12 protein-coding genes are annotated in these 23072 nt (G+C 66.8%); 11 read left to right on the top strand and 1 reads right to left on the bottom strand.

Translation table 11 applies throughout. The features are described from left to right. The 7 genes from G6O54_RS30290 to G6O54_RS30260 form a co-directional block, all read left to right on the top strand. Positions 1-1069: RHS repeat-associated core domain-containing protein (locus tag G6O54_RS30290; RefSeq protein ID WP_165232213.1), on the top strand; the 1069-nt coding region annotated here is incomplete at its 5' end. A 250-nt stretch (positions 1070-1319) separates the two neighbouring features. Further along, entirely contained in the window at positions 1320-2033 is a 714-nt protein-coding gene (locus G6O54_RS30285; RefSeq protein ID WP_165232209.1) for a hypothetical protein, read from the top strand. Positions 2034-2734: 701 nt separating this feature from the next. Next, a complete protein-coding gene (hisS, locus tag G6O54_RS30280; RefSeq protein WP_165232206.1) occupies positions 2735-4105 on the top strand; it encodes a histidine--tRNA ligase in 1371 nt (456 codons plus the stop codon). Continuing rightward, positions 4102-5682, top strand: coding sequence for an ATP phosphoribosyltransferase regulatory subunit (locus G6O54_RS30275; protein WP_165232203.1), 1581 nt, complete (start codon positions 4102-4104; stop codon positions 5680-5682). Before hisS ends, G6O54_RS30275 begins: the two co-directional genes overlap by 4 nt. After that, the gene (hisG, locus tag G6O54_RS30270; RefSeq protein WP_165232201.1) at positions 5679-6764 is read left to right on the top strand and encodes an ATP phosphoribosyltransferase; all 1086 of its coding nucleotides are present in this window, start codon (positions 5679-5681) and stop codon (positions 6762-6764) included. The genes G6O54_RS30275 and hisG overlap by 4 nt, the downstream gene beginning before the upstream one ends. 37 nt (positions 6765-6801) lie before the next feature. After that, a complete protein-coding gene (locus G6O54_RS30265) occupies positions 6802-8355 on the top strand; it encodes an alpha-N-arabinofuranosidase (protein WP_165232198.1) in 1554 nt (517 codons plus the stop codon). 168 nt (positions 8356-8523) lie between these two features. Continuing rightward, positions 8524-10959 (top strand): WD40 repeat domain-containing serine/threonine protein kinase, encoded by a 2436-nt coding sequence (locus tag G6O54_RS30260; RefSeq protein WP_165232195.1) that lies wholly within the window; start codon positions 8524-8526, stop codon positions 10957-10959. Between the two features lie 23 nt (positions 10960-10982). Here G6O54_RS30260 and G6O54_RS30255 read toward each other — a convergent pair whose 3' ends face one another. Beyond that, positions 10983-11957, bottom strand: a complete 975-nt coding sequence (locus G6O54_RS30255) for an alpha/beta hydrolase (protein ID WP_165232192.1) — start codon at positions 11955-11957, stop codon at positions 10983-10985. A gap of 350 nt (positions 11958-12307) precedes the next feature. Here G6O54_RS30255 and G6O54_RS30250 point away from each other — a divergent pair, with 350 nt between their 5' ends. From G6O54_RS30250 to G6O54_RS30235, 4 genes are all read left to right on the top strand, one after another. Next, positions 12308-19186, top strand: a complete 6879-nt coding sequence (locus G6O54_RS30250) for a Calx-beta domain-containing protein (RefSeq protein WP_165232189.1) — start codon at positions 12308-12310, stop codon at positions 19184-19186. A 192-nt stretch (positions 19187-19378) separates the two neighbouring features. Beyond that, positions 19379-20233, top strand: coding sequence for a phosphotransferase (locus G6O54_RS30245; RefSeq protein WP_165232186.1), 855 nt, complete (start codon positions 19379-19381; stop codon positions 20231-20233). A gap of 237 nt (positions 20234-20470) precedes the next feature. Then, complete coding sequence (locus G6O54_RS30240) at positions 20471-21280, top strand: methyltransferase domain-containing protein (protein ID WP_165232183.1); 810 nt, start codon at positions 20471-20473, stop codon at positions 21278-21280. A gap of 219 nt (positions 21281-21499) precedes the next feature. Further along, entirely contained in the window at positions 21500-23068 is a 1569-nt protein-coding gene (locus G6O54_RS30235; protein ID WP_250847162.1) for an amino acid permease, read from the top strand. Positions 23069-23072 lie beyond the last annotated feature (4 nt).

The following is a 23072-nucleotide window of genomic DNA, read 5'->3' as shown; positions in this document are numbered from 1 at the left end:
GACGGCCTCGCCCGGCACGACCTACCTGTACGACAACGCCGGCAACACGATCCGGAAGACCGACACCGCCACGGGCAACTACTGGACCTACGCCTACGACTACCACAACCGGCTGACCTCGGCCGTCCAGAAGAACTCCGGCGGCACGACGCTGAACTCGGTGACGTACGCCTACGACGCCCTCGATCGTCGCATCGCCGTGACGACCAACGGCGGCACGACGCTGTACACCCAGTACGTCGGCGCCGGGACTGTCGCAAACCCCTACGCGGACTTCACCGGCTCGACGCTCAAGACCCGTTACCTCTACGGCCCCGCCGTCGATGAGATCCTGGCCCGCACCGACGCCAACGCGGCCGTGACCTGGTACATCGCCGACAAGCTGGGATCGATCACGGACGATGTGAGCACGAGCGGGACCTATCCCACCGTCGTGGACAACATCACCTATTCGACGTTCGGCACGCCGACGGATTCGTCGGCGGCGAATGGGGACCGGTTCAAGTTCACGGGGAGGGAGTTCGACTCGGTTGTCGACCTGTATTACTTCCGGTCGCGCTACTATTCTTCTGATCTGGGCAGATTTATCTCTAGCGATCAACTCGGCTTTAGTGCCGGAGACGCAGATCTCTATCGCTATGTAGGAAATAACTCATCCAATGACGTAGATCCTTCCGGCATGCAAGACGACGCGGCGATGCCCAAGCTTCCAGAGTATCCAAAGCTCCCTGAGCCTCCACAAAATCTGCCACCGTGGTACGACTTTACCCCCACCCCTCGCCCGCCGCAACCGGCGCCCCCACCGACCGTTCGACCGGGGAGTCCGCCACCAATGCCAAATTTCCCACCACTGCGTGAGCCGATCAATCCGATCCTGAATAGTCCGATCATTAATGAACCTGGCTATTGGCTAACTTGGGACCCTAACCGTCCTGACGGCAAGCCCATTAAACAGAAGATCCCGGGTACTGCACCCAACAGGGGCACGAAAGGCCCCCCTGTCTGGCTTCCGGGGTATCTACAACCTCCATACCGGCCTGTGAAGAAACGAAATCCGATCCAAGCTTAGAGTTTCCACGGGCTGAGCGTTCTTCTCGTGCGGACGGTCCGCCTCGATTGAGTCCAACACGTATCGGGTCGAGACTTGGTCGTCACTTGGGAATTCCAGCGACCTATCGGGGCAGCGACCCGATTACATGACGCAAAGGGAATGATCCATCAATAGGACGTGCATGTAATCACCACTAACTTTCCACCCGTAGATACCTAGCGTAGTCGCCGGGAATGCTCGAGGCCCATCTCGGCGACTATTCACTACAGTGGTCTCCAAGATCGGTTCACTTGCCATGCATGATCAAGAGTTATCAGTGCTCCTTACCGAAATCAAGCGGTTGAAGTGGCGCCTTCACTTGCTTGGTCAATTTGTAGTCTTGGGTGGGGTGTTGTGCACTGGCGCAGTCCTTTTGGGGGGGAATCGACCTGAGATCCCGCCCAAGACCGTTGAGACGGAGCAGTTGGTTTTGCGTGACGAGACGGGGAAAGCTGTTGCCCGATTCTCCGCTCGACAAGGCACAGCCCTTCTCGAGTTTCTGGACGCAAAAGGGTTGGAACGGCTCTCGATCGGCACCCACGCTAATAGCGCAGGGATTGCCATTCGCGACGACCAGCAGAACCAGGCCATTAGTCTGGAGGTCAGTAATTTCGGAGCCTCGTCCATTCTGGTTGAGAGACCCCGGGGAAGTCGAATCTCAATCATGGCCTCGGACAAGCCTGACGATTCCGCCGAGGTAGAGATCAATGACGGAACAGGCAATGAACTCTCGCTTGTAGGTTCATCTGCCAATCATGGACTTTTTCTCTATAGGGGAGGATCAACTCGTTTGGCTTTGGAATCGTCGGATGAAAAGCCGCCAACGGTATCTTTGTTTCGCAAAAACGGTAAGGAATCTGCTACATTTGATCTTGACCAAGGTGGTGACGGCAAACTGAAGTTTTTCAGCCCAGAGGGTATTCAGAAGACTGCATTTCCTTAGAGAGAAGCTTCTTGAAGGGGTCATTTTGGTTCACCATCGGTGTTCAGGGAGACCGGGGGGTTCTCCTTCCGTGTATCTTCTCTTCCAGACATGGGGCTCATCCGGCGGAGGAGTACGCGTGTATCAAGACGAGGCCAAATTCGGCTCTCCCTGTTGATAAGGGGGAGTCGGAGGGGGTGAATGGTTCGGGCCACGGCGATCGCATTCACCCCCCTGAATCCCCCCTTGGTTAAGGGGGGAACGATTTCTTCCTCGACCCACCTCGGCAAGCGAGCCCGAGACGGCCTCGGGACTCGCGACGACCAGCGATCGCCCCTCGAGGTCGAAGCCCCGGCCCGCTTCTCTCACCTGGTCACTCGCTTCTTCCTCAAGGCCGTCAAGCCCCATCGGCCGCAAGCCTCCGATCGGACGCTCGCTCCTCCTGGATGAGCCTCCATTCTTCGCAGGATGAGTCCTGAAGGGACAGGAAGCCCTCTCGGCGGCCATGGGTGAAATCGCGATCCAATGTCGTCCCGGACGGGGAATCGAGGGGGGGAGGCGCCGCTACGCCGAGCCAGACGGCGATCATCGTTGCGTGCGATTGCGGGTGAACCTCGGCCCTGCCCGGTCGTCTGGGGATGGAGGGGGATGGTACAATGCCGGGCTCCTTGGCGATGCCGATCCCGGCGAGTGTTCCGCGAACGCATGAAGGAAGTACGTCCATGATCGATCCCCGCGTGGCCGGCGGGCTGCGGGATCTGCCCCCCTCGGTGATGATCCCCCGCGAGTGGATGCTCGACACGTTTCGGCGCACCTTCGGCGGCTTCGGCTTCATGCCGATCGAGACCCCGCACATCGAGCGCATGGAGGTCCTCACCGGCAAGGGGGCGGGCTCGGATGAGGTGCTCCGCCAGATCTTCGAGGTGACGAACAGGGGGGGGACGCCCGGCGAGCTCGCGCTCCGGTTCGACCTGACGGTGCCCCTGGCGCGGTTCGTGGCGAAGCACGTGGACGAGCTGGGGCTGCCGTTCAAGCGGTATGCGATCGGCTCGGTCTTCCGCGGCGAGCGGCCGGCGAAGGGGCGGTTCCGCGAGTTCGTCCAGTGCGACTTCGACACGATCGGGACCGAGAGCGTGCTCTCGGACGCCGAGACCGCGCAGGTGATCCACGATGCCCTGGCGGCGGCCGGCGTGCCGGGCTTCACGATCACGCTCAATAACCGCAAGATCCTCGACGGCATGCTCGAGTCGCTGGACCTGGCGGGCCGAAGCGGCCCGGTGCTCCGGTCGCTCGACAAGCTCGCCAAGGTCGGCCGCGACGCGGTCCTCGCGGAGCTCCAGAAGCCCGCGGGCGACGGCACCCCCGGCCTCACCCAGGAACAGGCCGCCCGAGTCCTCGAGTTCGCCGAACGGGGCCGTGGGGGCGTGGACGTGCTTCGCGAGGCCGAGAACTCGCTCGGCACGAAGCCCCTGGCCGGCCAGGGGATCGCCAACCTCCGGACGGTCCTCGACCTGCTCTCCGCCGCCGGCGTGCCCGAGGATCGTGTCGCGATCGATCTCGGACTGGCCCGGGGGCTCGACTATTACACCGGCATCGTCTTCGAGACCACGATCAAGGGCTGGGAGCGGTTCGGCAGCGTGGCCTCGGGCGGGCGGTATGACAACCTCGCCAGCCTGTTCACCTCGCGGCGGCTCCCGGGGGTGGGGGCGTCGATCGGCCTGGATCGGCTGCTCGCGCTCATGGACGAGGCCGGCTGGCTCAAGGGGATGACCAAGTCCACGCCGGTCCTGATCGCGAATTTCCCGGGCACGGATCCGGTCATCCCGTTCCGGATGGCGGCCCAGCTTCGGGCCTCGGGGATCGGCGCGGAGATCTACCCGGAGGCGATCCAGGTGGGCAAGCAGATGGGCTACGGCTCGGCCCACGGCCACAAGGTCGCGGTCATCGTCGGGCCCGACGAGGCGGCTCGCGAGGTCTTCAATCTCCGGAACCTCGCCACCCGGCAGGAGGACAAGGGGCTGTCCTGGTCCGTGCTGGTCGACTCGGTGCACAGCGTGCTCCAGGTCCTCGAACAGGAAGGGGCCCGGTCATGAGCGGAGCCCACCCCCTTCCCGAATCCGGCGCGGAGCCCGGCCCCGACGCGCCGGCCGTCGCCGAGCGCCCGGTCGGCCGCGTCCGCGGCACGCGCGATTGGTTGCCGGACAACCTCGCACGCCTGACGGAGATCGAGCGGCTGCTCCTGGACCAGTTCAGCCGGGCCGGTTACCGACAGATCCGCACGCCGATCCTCGAGTTCGCCGAGCTGCACGAGAGGAAGAGCGGCGCGGGGATCGTGGCCAGGCTGTTCGAGGTCGGCAGCGGCGAGGCGTCCGAGGTCTGCCTCCGGCCCGAGCTGACCGCGAGCATCGTCCGGGCCTATGCGGAAGCGGATGAGGCGCCCCCCCTGCCCTTCCGCGTGAGCATGACGGGTCCGGTCTTCCGGTTCCAGGCCACGGGGCCGGGCCGAGATCGCGAGTTCACCCAGGTCGGCGTCGAGATGATCGGCGCGGGGGGGGCCGCGGCCGACGCCGAGGTCATCTGGCTGGCCGACTGGTCGCTGCGGGCCCTCGGCTTCGGCGACGCCACCATCCGGGTCGGCCACGTGGGGCTGATCCTCGAGCTGCTCGGCCGCTCCGGCCTCCCCCCGGCGGCGACCTCCGCGATCGTCGAGTCGCTGAGCGCCGCCGCCGCGGAGGGGCAGAACGTGCGAGCCATCGAGGCGGCCCTGGAGCGGCTCTCTCGCTGGCTGGGCAACGATGAGGCGGGGACCGAATCGGTCCCCGGTGCCGGGTCGGTGGCGGGCGTGGAACGACTCTTCCGCCAGCTCGTCCCCGACGTCACCGGCCGCCGATCCGCCGAGGAGATCATCCACCGCCTGACGCGAAAGTGGACCCTGGGGCAGACATTGGTCGACGTCCTGGCTCGCGTCCGCGAGGAGGTCCATGCCCTGGCGGGCCTGCGGGGGCCCGCGGGCGCGGTCCTCGAGCGCCTCGAGCGCGACCACTCCCGCCACGCGCCGGATTCGGTGGCGGCACTCCGGGCGCTGATGGAGGCGCTCGGCCATCACGGCGTCGACCCGGGCCGCGTCGAGCTCGACATGGGCTTCGGCCGGGGGATCGGCTTCTACACGCAGATGATCTTCGAGCTGGTCGTCCCCACGCCCGAAGGCCCGCGCGAGGTCTGCGGCGGCGGCCGGTACGACGGGCTCGCGACGGTCCTGGGATCCTCGCGTGACCCCCGCGGCGCGGGCTTCGCCTTCGGCCTGGAGCGGCTGCTGGAGGTCCGCGAGGCCCGCTCCGAGTCCGCCGATCCGGGCGGGCACGCGTCCCGCGGCTATCTCGTCAGCGCCGCCGGCTCCGAATCGAAGCGCGAGGGCTCGAACCTGGCGGCGGCCATCGACCTGGCAACCTTCCTGCGGGAGCGGATCAGCGTGCCGATCGTCCTCTCGGAGCGGAGCTTCCCGGCGGCCGTCGCCCAGGCCCGCGAGCTCGGGCTCGGGCAGGTCGTGACGGTCGGGCCCAACATCGAGGTGTGGAACCTCGACCAGGGCGACGTCCGGTCCGTCCGCGAGGGGGAGCTCATCGAGCAGATGAGGGCAAGACTGGCCGTCTTCCGGGGAGATCGTTCATGAGCACCGCGACACCAGAGGCGGCGAGCCTTCCCGTCACGCCCGCGACCGGCCCCATCGACCCGATCCGGCTGGCGGTCCCCAGCAAGGGGCACCTCTACGAGGGGATCGTGGATCTCCTCAGGACGGCCGGGTACAGGGTCCGGAGGGCGAGCGACCGCCAGTACGAGGCGACGATCGCCGGCCAGCCGCGGTTCCACGTCGTCTTCATGCGGCCCACGGACATCGTCATCCAGGTGCAGGAGGGCCGCTGCCACCTGGGCGTGACCGGCATGGACGTCTACGCCGAGCACGCCTTCGAGGCCGAGGACGCCGCGGTCGTCATCCCGGACCTGGGATACGGCGGCTGCCGGCTGGTGGTCGCCGTGCCGGAGAGCTGGATCGACGTCGGCCACGTGATGGACCTGGTCGACCTGACCACGGAGTTCAAGGCAGCGGGCAAGTCGTTCCGCGTCTCGACCAAGTACCCCGCCCTGGTCCGCCAGTACTTCCGCAAGTGGGGTATTTATTATTATCAGTTGATCCATTCCGACGGCGCCCTGGAGCTGCACCCGAGCCTGGGGATCGCCGACATCATCGTCGACCTGACCAGCTCCGGGACGACGCTCAAGGACAACCGCCTGCGCGAGATCGCGTCGGGGATCGTCCTGGATTCCGCGGCCTGCCTCGTCGGCCACGCGCCGAGCCTGGCCGCGCTGGCACGCGAGGGCGAGGCCGGCGAGCTCGCGTTGCTGCTGGATGCGATCGACGGGGTGAAACGCTCCGAGGGGCTGCTCCACCTCGAGGTGGTCGGCGGCCCGATCGAGCCGGGCTCCCCGACCTCGGACGCCGCCGCGGCCGTGGCGAGCTACCTGCACGATCAGGGGGCGCAGCACCTGGTCCGGGGCGACGTCTGGGATGAGCAGGGCCGCCCCGGCTGGCGGCTCACGGCCCTGGTGGCCACGCGCAAGCTCAACGCCTGCCAGCGCACGCTCTATTCGCTGGGGGCCAGCCGGATCGTCGGCCTCCCCGCCCAGTTCGTCTTCGAGAAGGACGCTCCCTCAACGTTCAATGCTCTGCGTCAACGACTCGGCGTCGGGTCGTGACCGCGCGGAATCTCCGAATCGCCCCCTGGGAAATGCCATGAACGCGAAGCCCTCTCTCCCGTTCGTCGCCTCCGCCCTCTGCCTCTCCCTGTGCGCGGGGATCGCCCGCGCCGACGAGCCGAGCAACCGGCTGGTGATCCATGCGGATGCGGGGAAGACCACGATCAACCGGAACATCTACGGGCATTTCTCGGAGCACCTCGGCCACTGCATCTACGAGGGCTTCTACGTCGGCGACGGGAGCGCGATCCCCAACACGCGGGGCGTCCGCAACGACGTCGTCGAGGCCCTCAGGAAATCGAGGATCCCGGTCCTGCGCTGGCCAGGGGGCTGCTTCGCCGACGAGTACCACTGGATGGACGGCATCGGCCCGAAGGAGAAGCGGCCGACCATGATCAACACCCACTGGGGAGGCGTCACCGAGAACAACCACTTCGGCACCCACGAGTTCCTGGATCTATGCCAGCAGCTCGACTGCGAGCCGTACATCTGCGGCAACGTCGGCAGCGGCACGGTCCGGGAGATGCAGCAGTGGGTCGAGTACATCACCTCGGACAACGTCAGCCCGATGACCGACCTGCGGAAGGCGAACGGCCGGGAGAAGCCCTGGAAGCTCACCTACTTCGGCGTCGGCAATGAGAACTGGGGTTGCGGCGGTTCCATGACGCCGGAGTTCTATGCCGACCAGTACCGCCGTTACGCCACCTACGTCCGCGACCTGGGCGACAGCCATATCTTCAAGATCGCCTGCGGCGCCGACGGCCCGAATTACCGCTGGACCGAGGTCCTGATGGAGAAGGCCGCGAGGCACATGGCCGGCCTCTCCCTCCACTATTACTGCGGGACCGGGATCAAGAGCCGCTCGGCCACACGCTTCGAGGAGGACGACTGGTTCGCCCTGATGAAGAAGGCGCTCCGGATCGAGGAGCTCGTCGCCCGCCACTCGGCGATCATGGACCGATTCGACCCGGCGAAGAAGGTTGCTCTCGTCGTCGACGAATGGGGCACCTGGCACGACGTGGAGCCGGGGACCAACCGCGGCTTCCTCTATCAGCAGAACACGCTCCGGGACGCCCTCGTCGCGGGCCTGAGTCTGAACATCTTCAATCATCACGCCGACCGCGTTCGGATGGCGAACATCGCCCAGACCGTGAACGTCCTCCAGGCGATGATCCTGACCGACAAGGCCCGGATGCTCCTGACGCCGACGTATCACGTCTTCGAGATGTACTCCGTCCACCAGGACGCCACCCTGCTCCCGACCGAGCTGGCCTGCAAGGACTACACGTTCGGCGACGAGAAGGTCCCGGGCCTGAGCGTCTCCGCTTCGAAGGACAGGGCGGGGAAGATCCACGTCTCGCTTTGCAACCTGAACCCGACCGCCATTGCGGAGGTCTCCTGTGTGCTCCGGGGCTCCGCGGCCAGGCCGACCTCCGGTCGGATCCTGACGGCGCCCACGATCAACGCACACAACACGTTCGACTCGCCCGAAACCGTCCGCCCGGCCGAATTCCGGGACTTCGCGCCGGCCGACGGCGGATTCAAAATCCGGATCCCCGGCAAGTCGGTCGTCGTTTTGACGGTGGAGTGATCGACTAGGAGACGGCCGGTTGCGTGGCGACCGCGAGCACGATCCGGGCGGGTCTCGTCCGGTTCTTGCTTGACAACCCCCCGGGCCTCGATTAACTGTTTGTTTGTTCACGGTGTTGGGGCGAGCTGAGACCGATCGGGGCGGTCGGGTCCGGGGGGGCCACAGGTCATGTCTCCTGATCCCAGAGAGCGGGCCGCGGAGGAGCCGGATCCCCAGGGGACGGTCGCCTACGTGGGGCCGATGCCCGGGGGCGTCGGCCGGGGGGGCCATGCCGACGAGACGTTGGCGCGGGGGGACGTGTCGGCCGGTGACTCGCGGTTCCAGATCGTGCGTCTGCACGCGCGAGGGGGGCTCGGCGAGGTCTACCTGGCGGACGATCCGCGGCTGCGGCGGCAGGTGGCGTTGAAGGCGATCCAGCCGCGGTTTGCCCACGACCCGGTCAGCCAGGCTCGATTCGTCCAGGAGGCGGAGGTCACGGCCGGGCTGGAGCACCCCGGGATCGTGCCGGTCTACGGCATCGGCCGTGAGTCGGACGGGCGGCCCTTTTACGTCATGCGGTTCATCGAGGGAGAGACACTCAAGGCGGCGATCGCCCGCTTCCATAGCAGCCGGACGCAGCGGTTGCCGGCCGCGGAGAGGGAATTGACCTTCCGCCGGCTGCTCCAGGCCCTCGTCGCCGCTTGCAACGCGGTGGCCTACGCGCACAGCCGGGGTGTGGTCCATCGGGACATCAAGCCGGACAACATCATGCTCGGCCCGTTCGGCGAGACCCTCGTGGTGGACTGGGGGATCGCCAAGACGCACCGGGAATCCCTCGGCCCGGCCGCGCTCACGCAGCAGGTCATCCCCTTCGAGCCCACGGACGAGGGCCTCACGCAGCCGGGCTCGGCCGTCGGGACGCCGCGGTACATGAGCCCGGAACAGGCCACCGGCGATCTCGAGCAGGTCGGCGCGGCCAGCGATCTGTACGGGCTGGGGGCGACCTTCTATTGCCTCCTGGTGGGGCGGGGACCGTTCCCCGACGGAGAGCTTTCGGACATCCTGGACCGGGTGCGGCGGGGGATCTTCCCGTCACCGCGGTCGGTCCGCAGGAACGTCGATCCGACCCTGGAGGCGATCTGCCTGAAGGCCATGTCGCTGCGTCCGGAGGACCGGCACGCCTCGCCGCTGGAGCTGGCCGGCGAGATCGAGGCCTGGCTGGCGGACGTCCGCTATCGGGGCGATCAGGCCCGGGCGTTCAACGAGGTGAAGGCGTCGCTCGTCCGCCTCTGCATCGAGCGGGCCCACAACCTGCTGGGCCGGGCCCGGCACGATGAGGGGATGCTCTGGCTGTCGCGGGCGCTCGAGAACCTGCCCGCCGACTCGTCCGCGCTGGAGCGTGTGGTCCGCTCGAGCCTGGGGGCCTGGCACGCCCGCGACAAGCTGCTGGAGCGATCCATCCCCCATGGCAAGGCGATCCTCGCGATCGCCTTCGGCCCCGACGGCCGCCGCCTGGCAACGGCCGCTCGCGACGGCTCGGCGCGGATCTGGGACGTGGCGACGGCCCAGGTGCTCGCCCAGGTGAACGCCCACGCCGGGCCGATCGCCGCGATCGCGTTCAGCCCGGACGGCAGCCGGATGGCGACGGCCGGCGCGGACGGGACGTCGCGATTCTGGGATGCCCTGAGCGGTGACCCGATCGGCGCCCCGATGCGGCACTCGGGCCCGGTCTCGCAACTCCGATTCAGCCAGGACGGGGCGTGGGTGGCAACCTGGTCGCGGGGAGGGCCCGCCTGCCTCTGGGACCTGACGCGGGGGCGGGCGTCGGAGATGACCGAGCTGGGATCCCGCCCGGCCGTGGCGTTCGCGTTCTCGATGGCCCCCATCGAGGGCGATCCGTTGATCGCGACGGCTCACGAGGATGGCGGCGTCATGGCCTGGGATCCCGGGGCGATGAGGCCTTCCGGCCGGCCGATGGAGCATCCGGGGCCGATCACGGCCATGGCATTCCGCCCGGGGACCGTCGAGCTGCTCACGGCGTGCCGCGACGGCAAGGCGAGGCTCTGGGACCTCCGCGATTCCAGGGTCGTCCGCGAGATCACGCTCCAGTCCGCCGTGAAGCTCGTCGGCTTCGACGTCTCGGGACGGGTGGCGGCATTCACCTTCGAGGACGGGACTGGACGCCTCTGGGAGGCCGGCCGAGGACTGCCGATCGGCGAGACGATCATGCATGCGGGGCCCATCTCCGACCTCGCCTTCAGCCCAGATGGTACGTTCCTTGCCACCTGCGGCGGGGACCGCACCGCGCGCCTCTGGGATACTTCGACGGGGCTCCCCGTCGGCCCCCCGCTCGATCACCCGGATGCCGTGACCTCGCTCGGATTCAGCCTTGATGGCCGCCGCCTCGTGACGGCTTCGGCCGATGGCCTGGCTCGACTCTGGCGCGTCGCCCCCCAGATCCCGGGGGACGTGGAACGCGTCGGTTGCTGGATTCGCACGCTCACCGGCCTGGATTTCGATGCCGGCGACGCCATCAGCCGGCTCGATCCGGATGTCGGGTGGGAACTCCGTCGCCGACTCAACGAGCTCGGCGGCCCGCCGATCCGGAAGGTGGAACGCTGGTAGCGCCCGGTCTTCTACCCTCGCCTTCAAGGATGAAGGTGATCCTGAAAGAACCGCACGAGGTCCTCGTACATGGATTCCTCGGGATGTTCGCGGTCCTTGTACTCGTCGCCATGTCGCAGCCGGCACTCGACGCCGAGCGGATCCATCCTGGCCTTGAGCGCGGCCCCGAAGCGGGGGTGGTGGATCCCGAGCCCGGGACGAGAGTCGATGGGGAGCGGCCCGTTCGGCTCCGAGTAGAAGAGGATCATCGGCGGGTCGTCGGGCGAGGCATGATTGATGGGGGACGCATCGACATAGAGGCGATGAGCGGTCGAGGAATCCGCCTCGGCGTCGGTGGCCACGCCGAAGAGTGGGCGTAAGGCCACGTGTTCATGGGCGCGGCCGCCGACGAGCGCCTTGATGAAACGAGGGTCGTAAGAGGTCTGGGCGCCCACCAGCCCGAGGCAGGCCAGTCGGGACGATTGCCGGCGGACCGGATCGTCGCTGGCGGGATCGGCAAGGTCCTCGTGCATGCCCGCCCAGAGCGCGATGCCTCCGCCCGCCGAATTGCCGCAACCGGCGATCCGATCGGGGGCGATCTCGAGCTCGGCGGCACGGGACCGCAGGAACTGGATCGCGAGCGCGCCGTCGAGCATGGGTGCCGGGTAAGGGGCCTGGGTCGAGAGTCGATAGTTGGCCGAGGCCACCGAGATCCCCGCGGCCAGGCATCGGTCCACCAGCCAGGCCGGGACGCTCGACTTGTTGCCCCCCAGGAACCCTCCCCCGTGGAAGAAGATCACGACCGGCCGCGGCCGGGGATGGGCTCCGACGGCCGGAGCCTTCCAGAAGTCGAGGACGTTCCGCGCGTGAGGCCCATAGGACAGATCGGCGAAGTCTGGCCGAGGCTTGCCCGGTGCCATTTGCTTCCGGACCTGCGCGGCACCGGCGATCGAAATCAAGGTGGAAAAAGCCAGAACACCTAGCCTTGCCAGGCGTTGCATCGTGAATCGGCGTCTCATCGGTGCCTCGCCCAGATGTCTCTCGAGGGGTGCCGGACGTTGGTCCGGTGCACTAAGTGTCTGCCGGCCGGTCGCGGAGTCAATGGGGTGCTGTCCACAGGATGTATAGGACATGACGAATCTGCGTGCGGCCCGGATCATGAGGCCGGGGTATCTGGGCGACGTCGAGAAGGATCGGTAGGCCTTTTGGTTCTCCATCCATCCGTAGACGTTCTATCTTGCTCAAGGACAGGGAAGAACCAGGGAACAGGACGGACCGGAACGACCTCGGAAACGCGGGCCGGTCCCGCGACCGGGTGGCCCGGCGCTGCGGTCGACGGCGCCCCCGGACTCATCGTAGAGGTGACATCATGGCGGTGGGCATCGGCCGGGGCCGAGGCGGGATCTTCACACCGATCGCGGGAAACGCCGGCACGCCGCCCCGGCCGTCGGGCGGGCGCCGACGCCGTCCCTTCGTGGAGGCGCTGGAAGAGCGTCGATTGCTGGCCACGTTCCTGGTGACGAACACCAATGACTCGGGTGCGGGGTCGCTCCGCCAGGCGATCCTCAACGCGAACGCGGATTCGACCGCGGACAACGTCTGGTTCCGGATCCCGGCCTCGACGGCCCCCCTGCTCGATGTCCCCGTCAGCGGATTCGACCCGAGCACTCGGGAATGGACGATCCAGCTTGTCAGCCCGCTGCCGACGATCACGAGCCCGGTCTGGATCGACGGATTCACGCAGGGGAACGGCGCCGGAGTCCCTTACCGATATCCGGCGGGGATCTCCTCCAGCGTGCAATCGCTGTCGGTGACGGGGAGCCCGACGGGCGGCTCGCTGACGCTGACGACCGCGGCGCCGCTCCCGGTTGGAACGATCACCGTGCCCTACGATGCCACGGCGGCGACGGTGCAGGCGGCGCTCGGCGGTCTCATCGGCAACGGCAACGTCGCGGTTACCGGCGGACCGGGGCCGGACGCCTCGTTCTCGATCTCTTTCCAGGGGATCTATGCCCACGAGGACATCCCCGATCTGATCGGCAACGGCGCCGGCCTGACCGGAGGGACATCGCCGGGGGTCCTCGTGCAGACGACCACCGCGGGGGGCGTCGCGACGACGACTCCCACGCTGATCACGTCGAGCCCCAGCACGCTCGCGGCGACCTCCGGCAACAACGCCGTCTACACCGTGGTCATCGACGGTTCCGGACTCTCCGGCGCGACCGGCTTCACCTTGCAGGCCTCGCACAGCAACCTGCGCGGTCTGGTGATCGAGGGTTTCGACGTCGGCGTTCATGTCCTGGCCACGGACACCCTGAGCCAGCCCATCGTGGGCGACCTCATCCAGGGGAATGCGATCGGCGACCACCGATACTTCGCCTATGACTCCCAGACCGGCGAGGCCCTGACGAACTCCCAGGTCTACAACCGATACGGAGGAAACCGGCTGCAGGGCGTGATCCTGGACTCCCAGAATACAACCGTGGGCGGCGTCAATCCGCAGGAAAGCAACGTCATCTGCGGCAACGGGGCTCAGGGAATCTGGGTGACGGCCAACGCGATGGGCAACCAGATCCTCAACAATCAGGTCGGCCTCTTCGGCCCGGACCAGAGCGGCTTTTACGTCAGCGACGGCAACGGCGCCGAGGGGATCCTGGTCGAGTCCTCGAGCAATCAGATCAACGACAACCTGGTTTCCGCCAACGCCGGGGCGGGCATCCATCTCGCGGGGATATCGAGCTTTCGGAACGTCATCGTCGGCAACTTCGTGGGCGTGGCGGCGGCGGGCGGTTATGGCCTTGGCACGGGGAATCCGGGCAACATCGGCGATGGAATCCTCCTGGAGGACTCTGGCTGGAACCAGATCGGCGGCCCCGATGCGAGCGACGGCAACACGATCGCGTCGAACGGCGGCGCGGGGGTCTACATCACGGGCACGTCGGCTACGGGAAACGTCGTCGAGAACAACCGGATCGGCGTCACGGCCGATGGCGACCAGGTGCTGGGGAACGCGCTGGAAGGCGTGGCGATCTACTCGAGCAACAACACGATCGGCCCGGGGAACGTGATCTCGCAGAATATGCTGGGGATCGGAATCTACGGCCCGGGGGCGTATTCGACTCTCGTTCAGGACAACCTGATCGGGAGCGATTCGACGGGGAAGAAAGCCGGCTTCGGCAATGCTATCCAGGGGATCCTGATCAAGGACTCCTCGGGCAACACGATCAACGGGACGACCCCGGGCTCGCAGGTCATCTCGGGCAACCACGTCGGCGTGGAGATTTCGGGGACCGGGTCCACGGGGAACCTGCTGACGGGCAATATCATCGGCACGGACACGACGGGGGCGGCGGTCCTCAAGAATTCGGGCGTCGGCGTCCTGATCAGTGGCGCGGCCAGCAACACGATCGGCGGGAGCACAACCGCGGCGCTCAACCTGATCTCGGCGAATCATGTCGGCATCCAGGTCGACGGCTCGGGAGCGACGGGCAACCTGATCGCCGGGAACAACATCGGCACCGACATCACGGGGACGCTGGGCAAGACCGGCAACGAGACCGTGGGGGTTCTCTTCACGACGAATGCCAGCCATAACACGGTGGGCGGTACGGTCGCGGAGTTTGGGAACAAGATCGCCTTCAATCGTACGGGCGTGGAAGTTGATTCGGGGATTGGAAATAGCATCCTGACGAACTCAATCTGGTCGAACACGCTCATCGGCATCGACCTGGTCGCGGCGGGCGATCCGGCGACCGGGATCACGCCCAATGCTCCGGGCGTGCGATCGGGGCCGAACAATCTCCAGAACTCCCCCGTGCTGACGACGGCGGTCGGCGGGGGGACGGTCGGCAGCGTCCAGGGATCGCTGAACAGCCTTGCGTCGACCACGTTCCTGATCCAGTTCTTCTCCAACCCGTCGCAGGGCCTGGGCGGCTACGGCCAGGGCAAGACGTACCTCGGCTCCATGACGGTGACGACCGATGCGAGCGGCAACGCCTCGTTCGTCTTCACGACCTCGACGACCCTGACGACGACGAGCTGGATCGCGGCGACGGCGACGAACCTGACCACGGGGGACACGTCGGAGTTCTCGAACGACGTCGTACCGGCGCCGGTGAGCGTGCAGCTCGCGACCGCGACGACGACGGTCACGGCGACGTCGGGCCTGATGATCGTGCACGTGATTCGAAGCGGGAACACGGCCGCGCTGGTCTCGGTGAATTACGCCACGGCCGACGGCACCGGGGTGAGGGGCAAGGACTACACGGCGACGTCCGGCACGTTGACGTTCCAGCCCGGCGAGACGGACAAGACGTTCACGATCCCGATCCTCAACAACGTGAAGCAGACGGCCGCTTCGGTGACCTTCCGGATCGTGCTGAGTGCCGCGACCAACGGGGCGACGATCGGGACGATCGGCACCGAGACGGTGACGATCACGAACAGCCTGCCGCATTCCCTGACGAACGTCTTCTACGTGACGAACACCGCGGATTCGGGAGACGGCTCGCTGCGTGAGGCGATCCTGGACGCGAACGCGGCGGGGTCGCCGGCGGACATCTGGTTCGCCATCCCGGCATCGACGGCCGCCGGCCTTGACGTTCCCGTATCCGGGTTCGATCCGTTGACCCACGAGTGGACGATCACGCTGGCCACCCCCCTTCCCGTCATCACCAATACCGTCTGGATCGACGGGTTCACTCAGGGGACGGGGACCGGAGTGCCGTATCAGTACCCCTCGGCATCGAGCGTCGCGTACATCAGATCGAGTCCGAATACGTTCCTGGCAACCACCGGGAATGACGTGATCCACACTGTGGTTCTCGACGGATCTGGGCTCACTGGCGCGACCGGTCTCACCCTCCAGTCCTCTCACAGCACCGTACGAGGCCTGGTGATTCAGGGGTTTGACGTTGGAATACACGTGCTCCCCACGGATATCTCGGGAAGGCCGGTCGTGGGCGACCTGATTCAGGGAAACGCCATAGGGAACCACCGCTACTTCCTCTACGCCTTCGACACCGGCAGCAAGCAGCCTGTCGAGGGCTACACCTCTGGTCTAGGAAACACCCTTCAGGGGATCATTCTCGATTCCACAAACACAACGGTAGGCGGCTGGAATGCCCAGGAAAACAACGTGATTTGTGGGAATGGAGCCCAGGGAATCCTGGTGACTCCGGGGGCATCCGGTAACCAGATCATCAGCAATCAGATCGGGATTTTCGGACCGGATCAAAGTACCTACTACGTGTACGACGGCAATGGGGCTGAAGGCATCAAGGTGGTCTCCTCCGGGAGCGCCTCAGACCCCGCCAACATCGTCTTCACCTCGAGTATTCAGATCGCCGGCAACGAGATCTGCACCAACAACGGCGCGGGTGTCCGCCTTGTGGGAGTGGGGGCGATTCGCAACCTGATCGAGAGCAACTATATCGGTGTGGCCCCACCGGGGGGCTATCGATTCGGGACGGGTGATCCCGGGAACATCGGGGACGGAGTTCGGATCGAGGATGCCGGCTGGAACAACATTGGCGGCTCCAGCTCGGCGAAGGGGAACATCATCGCCTCGAATCGTGGCGCGGGGGTCTACATCACGGGAGCCTCGGCCGTCGGCAATACGATCGCAAACAACATGATCGGGGTCGTCTTTAACGACTCGATGGAGCCTGGCCGCCAGGTCCTGGGCAACATGTACGAGGGCGTGGCCCTCTACTCGCCCAGCAACACCATCGGTCCGGGGAATGTGATTTCTCAGAACTTCCTGGGCATCGGCATCTACGGGCCGGGCGCCTACGGCGATCGTGCCTATGATCCTGAGACGGGGCTCGACGAGGCTTATGGCCCGGGGGCCACCAACATCCTGGTGAAGGACAACCTGATCGGGACCGACGCCCAGGGGGTCTATTTCGGCTTCGGGAATGCGCGACAGGGAATCCTGATCGTCGACTCCTCGGCCAACACGATCTCCGGAAATGCAGCCGGCTCTCAGGTCATCTCCGGTAACAAGTGGGGCGTCGAGATTCGCGGCAACCTGTCGACGAAGAACCTCCTGACGGGGAACTTCATCGGCTCCGACATTACAGGCGAGGCGGACCTGGGGAACAAGGCCGAGGGTGTTTTGATCACTGACGCCCCGGGGAACACCATAGGCGGCACCACGTCCGCCGCCATGAACCTGATCTCGGCGAATCACTATGGCATTCACCTCGACGGCTCGTTCGCGACCGGAAACCTCGTCGCGGGAAATCTCATCGGCACGGATCTGACGGGCGCCGCGGCTCTGGGCAACGAGGTTCTCGGCGTCTGGTTCACGAATTCGGCCAGCCTGAACACCGTCGGCGGGACCGTAAGCGGGTCGGGCAACAAGATCGCGTTCCACCGCCTGGCGGGGGTCGAGATCGACTCCGGCACGGGCGACAGCATCCTCTCGAACGACATCTGGGCGAACAACCGGATCGGCATCGACCTGGTCGCGCCGGGAGATCCGGCGACCGGCGTGACGCCGAATGCACCTGGAATCCGTTCCGGGCCGAACAACCTTCAGAACGCCCCGGTCCTCACGACGGCGGTCGGCGGGGGGACGGTCAGCAGCATCCAGGGTTCGCTGAACAGCCTGCCCGGGATTACGTTCCTGATCCAGTTCTTCACGAGTCTGGTGCCCGATCCGTCCGGATACGGCCAGGGCCAGACGTACATCGGGTCGATGACGGTCACGACGGATGGGGCGGGGAATGCCTCGTTTGGCTACGCACCGTTGAATAGCCTGGCGACGACCGACTGGGTCACGGCGACCGCGACGAACATAGGGACGGGCGATACCTCGGAGTTTTCGAACTCCCAGGCCGTGCTCCCCGTGAGCGTGCAGATGGCGACCGCGACGATGACCGTCGACGCGGATGCGGGCTCGATGATCGTCCACGTGCTCCGGACCGGGAATCCCAACGCCCTGGTCTCGGTGAATTACGCCACGGCCAACGGCACGGCGATCGCCGGCAAGGATTACACGGCGACGGCGGGTATCCTCACCTTCCAGCCCGGGGAAATGGACAGGACCTTCGTGGTCCCGATCCTCGCCAACCCGAACCAGACGGCGTCCTCGGTCGGCTTCCAGGTGGCGATCAGCAATCCGACGGGAGGTTCCACGCTGGGGTCGATCACGTCGACCGCGATCACCATCGACAACAACCTCCCGGCCATCCTCCAGTTCAGCAAGTCGACGTACACGGCCTCGAACTCGGCCCCGACGGCGACGATCACGGTCGTGCGGAGCGGCGGGAACCGAAGCGGCACGGTCCAGGTCAGCTACGCGACCGCCGGCGGGACCGGCGTCGCGGGGGTCGATTACACGCCGGTCTCCGGGACGCTCACTTTCCTCGCCAATCAGACGACCGCGACGATTTCGGTCCCCCTGCTCCATCCCTCGTCGACGACCACGAACGTGACGGTGGGCCTGTCCCTGGGTGGGGCAACCGGCGGGGCGGTCGTCGGCACGCTCGGGACGACGGAATTGACCATCTCGTCGGGCGGAGGAGGCGGTGGTGGTGGCGGCGGGAACATCCCGGCCGGACCTCCGCCCCAGATCACCGGCCAGCGGCTGGTCTTCGGCCCCTGGGGCGTTGCGGGGGTCGTCTACACCTTCAGCAAGGGACTCGATCCCGCGCGGGCGGCCGACCTGGGGAATTACGGCTACTATGCGATGACGGCGGGCCCGGACGGCTCCTTCGCGACGCCCGACGACGGCTCGATCCGCCTGGCCTCGGCGACCTACGATCCCGCGTCCTTGTCGGTAACCCTGGTACCCGCCACGCCTTTCCCGACCGGCACGTTCATCCAGATCGTGATCGACGGCATGGCCAATCCGCTGCTCAACCGCGGGATCACGGACACGTCGGGCACGCTCCTGTCGGGCGCCGGCAACGGGGTGCCGGGCGGGGCATTCGTCACCACGTTCGCCGTCGGGCCGAACCTCACGTACACCGACTCCACGGGCGTGCGGGTGAACCTCAACCTGACGAAGGGGGGGACCATCGAAGCCTTCCGGTCGGCCACGGGCGACGTGCAATCCATCACGCTCCTCGGGACGACGCCGCGCAAGAGCATCCTGACGCTGACGGCGAGTCGCCGGGGCCGGGGGATCACGTATCTCCCTCCGATCCAGGGCGCCGCGGGGGTCCGCCTGCGATACCGGCCGTCGGCGAGCACGTTCCGCCACACGCCGGCGGCCCTGGCGCGGAATGCCGGGAAATGACCCCTCGCGGCCGCCGGTCCCGGAGGCCGGGGGGCCGAACTCCGTCCCCGCGGATGTTCGAACGGGGCTCCGTCGCGTACCGACGTTCCTATTCGGTATGATGGATGGGCATGACTGAATCCTGCCATTCGCGTCAACCCACGTGGCGCAGCCTCCATCATCCAATATGAAAGTATGAGCCATCAGCACAAATTGATTCGACGGTTGGAGGCGTGGGGGATCCGGGTCGCGACGCCGCCTGAGCCGCTCTTCGGGGGGATCACCAACGACAACTACCGGGTCGGCTCGGATCGCGGGGTTTTCGTGGCGAGGGTCTGCGAGGAGCTGCCGTGGCTGGGGATCGACCGCCGCGGCGAGGCGGCCTGCCAGGAGGCGGCGTGGCGAATGGGGCTGGCGCCGGAGCTCGTCGGCCGAGAGCCCGGGCTGCTCGTGAGCCGCTACATACCGGGCCGGCCGCTGGCGCGGGAGGACCTTTGGTGCGATGATCGCCTGGCCCGGCTGGCCCGGACGCTCAGGAGCCTGCACGAGGGATGGGACTCGGTCCTGGGGCACCTCCCCTACTTCTGCCCCTTCCAGGCCATCCGGACCTATGCCGCCACGGCCATCGGCCTGGGCGCGAGGATTCCCGAGGGCCTGCCCGACATGGTCGCGGACGCCTGCCGCCTCTCGCGGAGGATCGCGCCGTTCCGGCCGGCCCTCTGCCACAACGACCTGCTACCGGCGAACCTGATCGAGGACGGGGATCGGATCTGGCTGATCGACTGGGAGTATTCGGGCATGGGCCATCCCCTGTTCGACCTGGCGAGCGTGTCGGCCAACTCGGGATTCGCCGCCGACCGAGATGCGGAGCTCCTGCGGGCGTATCGCGGCGAGGTCCTGGCCCGGGAGCTCGACGAGCTCCGGCTCTTCGCGGCGGCCTCATCGCTCCGCGAGTCGCTCTGGTCCCTGATCCAGTCGGTACGGTCCAGGATCGATTTCGATTACGTCGCCTATTCCGCGCGGAACCTGGAGTCCTATCGGGAGCTTCGCGGCCGGCTCGAGGACTGAGGATTCGCTATCCCTTGCCGGCTCGCCCCCCGGTCCGGTCGCCGGTGGTCCCTCCCTCGCTCCGGTGTTCCCGATCCCGCGGCGGTTGTCTCTTTACAAGCGCCGAGCGATTCCCGCAAAATGTTGAATTCCAACATGCGCGACGCGTCTCATCTCGCTCGTCGTCGGAACCTCCGATGACGCTAGGTTCGGCGAAAGGGCGAGGGCTGCGGTCGTTACCTAACTCACGGATTCATCATGTCAGAGCCATCCACGGCCTCCGCATCGAAGCCGAAATTCGACAACAAGGGCCAATATAGCCGCTCTTCGATCCTCCGCTATGAGAAGATCTTCGGCCGGGACTACATCAGCACGGGCGGCCACGAGACGACGGAAAACCTGTGCAATCGGCTGGGCGGATCGCTTCGCCCCGGGGTCCGGGTGCTGGACGTCGGCAGCGGCATCGGCGGGGCCGCGTTCCATCTCGCGAGGGCCTACGGCGCGAAGGTGACCGGCGTCGACCTCGCCGAGGAGATGGTGACGATCGCGGTCGATCGCACGGAAGAGCTGGGGATGAAGGAGGAGGTCAACTTCATCCTCGGCGACGTGCTCGAGACGTCGTTCCCGGAGAAGTTCGACGTGATCTGGAGCCGCGACGCCCTGATGCACGTCCCCGACAAGAAGAGGCTCTTCGCGTGCCTCTACGGCCTGCTCGCCGACGGCGGCCGGATCGTGATCACCGACTATGCTCGCGGGAAGACGCCGGCCTCCCCCGAGTTCGAGGCCTACATCACCAAGACCGGATACAGCGTCCTCGAGCCCGAGCAATACGGCAAGCTGCTCGAGGGGGCGGGCTTCGTGGACGTGATCGCGGACGACGCCACGGCGACCTTCGTGGACATCCTCGGGCGTGAGAAGAAGCGGCTGGTCGAGCAGCGTTCCGAGTTCCTGTCGAGCTTCAGCGAGGAGGACCTGAACTACCTCGTGGAGCGGTGGGCGATGAAGGAGCGGTTCTGCGCGGCGGGCGACATGAAGTGGGGCATCTTCCTGGGCACCCGCAAGGGTTGAGGTCGAGACCGTCCTGTCGGGATCGGCCCGGCTCATGCCTCGTCGAGCCTGGATTCTCGGATGGCGACGAGATGGGCCGGCGTGCCCGTCCCCAGGGTTCTCCGGCCGGCCTGGCGACAACTCCGGGGGGCGGTCGCGGCCGCCCGCCCTTCAACCTGTTCTCTTGAATGTCGACAGAGTACCGCGCGCCTCCGCGCGGGGCGTGACCGAGGGGATGTGGTGACGACGAACGATCACGCGGAAGACCGCCGGGATCTTGCCGGCTTCGGCTATCGCCAGGAGCTGCACAGGTCCCTGGGGAGTTTCTCGTCATTCGCCGCCGGTTTCTCCTATATCTCCATCCTCACGGGCGTCTTCCAGATGTTCGCCCTGGGGTTCGCCTCGGCCGGGCCGGCCTTCTTCTGGACGTGGCCGATCGTCCTGCTGGGCCAGCTCACGGTGGCGGCCGGCTTCGCGGAGCTTTCGGCGCACTACCCCCTCTCGGGCGGGGTCTACCAGTGGTCGCGGCGGATCGGCCCCGCGGGGCTCGGCTGGATGGCCGGCTGGGTCTACCTCGCGAGCTCGGTGATCTCGCTGGCGGCCGTGGCGCTGGCCCTCCAGGGGACATTGCCGCAGCTCGCCGCCGGCTTTCAGATCATCGGGGATGCCTCGAATCCGGCCGACCGGGCGCGGAATGCGGTGCTCCTGGGATGCATCCTGATCGCCCTGACGACCGCGGTGAACGTGGCCGGCGTGCGGATGATGGCGTGGATCAACAATCTCGGCGTGGCGAGCGAGCTGCTCGGGGTGACGCTGCTGATCGTGCTCCTGCTCCTGGCGGCGAGGCGGGGGCCGGGGGTCCTGCTCCAGCTCCATCACGGGGAGGGGACGAGCTCGGGACCGGCCGGATTCCTCGGCCCGCTGCTGGCGGCCGCGGTCATGCCCTCGTATGTGCTCTACGGCTTCGACACCGCGGGGACGCTGGCGGAGGAGACGAGGTCGCCCAGGCGGCGGGCCCCTCGGGCGATCCTCCAGGCGCTGATCGCCGCGGGGATCGCGGGGGGGCTCCTCATCGTCGCGGGCCTGATGTCCGCGCCCGACCCGTCCTCGCCTCGCCTCGGGGCGATCGACGGCGGGCTCCCCTGGCTGATCAAGGAGGTGCTCGGCCCGTCGCTGGGGCGACTCTTCCTGGCCGGGGTGGTCTTCGCGATCGCCGTTTGCGCCCTCGCGGTTCACGCGGGGACGGTTCGCCTGATCTTCTCGATGGCCAGGGATGACGCCCTCCCGTTCGCGCGGTCGATGGCCCTGATCCCCCGCAGCACGGGGACCCCGCTGGTGCCGGCGGTCGCGACCGGGGCGGCCGCGGCGGCGATCCTGGTCGTGAACGTGAATCTCCCCCGGATCATCGAGATGCTCTGCTCGGTGGCCATCGTCTGGGCCAACCTGGCCTACCTGCTGGTCAGCTATCCGCTCCTCCTCGCCCGGCTCGGGGGCTGGCCTCGCGGACGGGCGAGGGCGCCATTCCGGCTCGGCCGCTGGGGCGTCTTGCTCAACGCCCTGGCCGTGGCCTGGGGCGTGTTCGTCGTGGTCAACATGAGCTGGCCGCGCGAGTCGATCTACGGGGAGGATCCCGTCGGGAAGTACGCGGCCGTGCTGGCCACCGGGGCACTCATCAGTGTTGGATTGATTTATTACATGATCATGCGACGACGAGGATTTGCCGTGCTCGCGGAGCACACGGCGGGCACCTCGGCCGAGCTCGCTCCGGAGTTGTCGGCGCCCGGGCTCGGGTCGATCGCCGCGGATTGAGGGA

The organism is Aquisphaera insulae (genome assembly GCF_011064615.1).
Taxonomy (GTDB): domain Bacteria; phylum Planctomycetota; class Planctomycetia; order Isosphaerales; family Isosphaeraceae; genus Aquisphaera; species Aquisphaera insulae.
The sequence above is the reverse complement of the archived record's forward strand: the minus strand, read 5'-3'. Positions and strand labels throughout refer to the sequence as shown.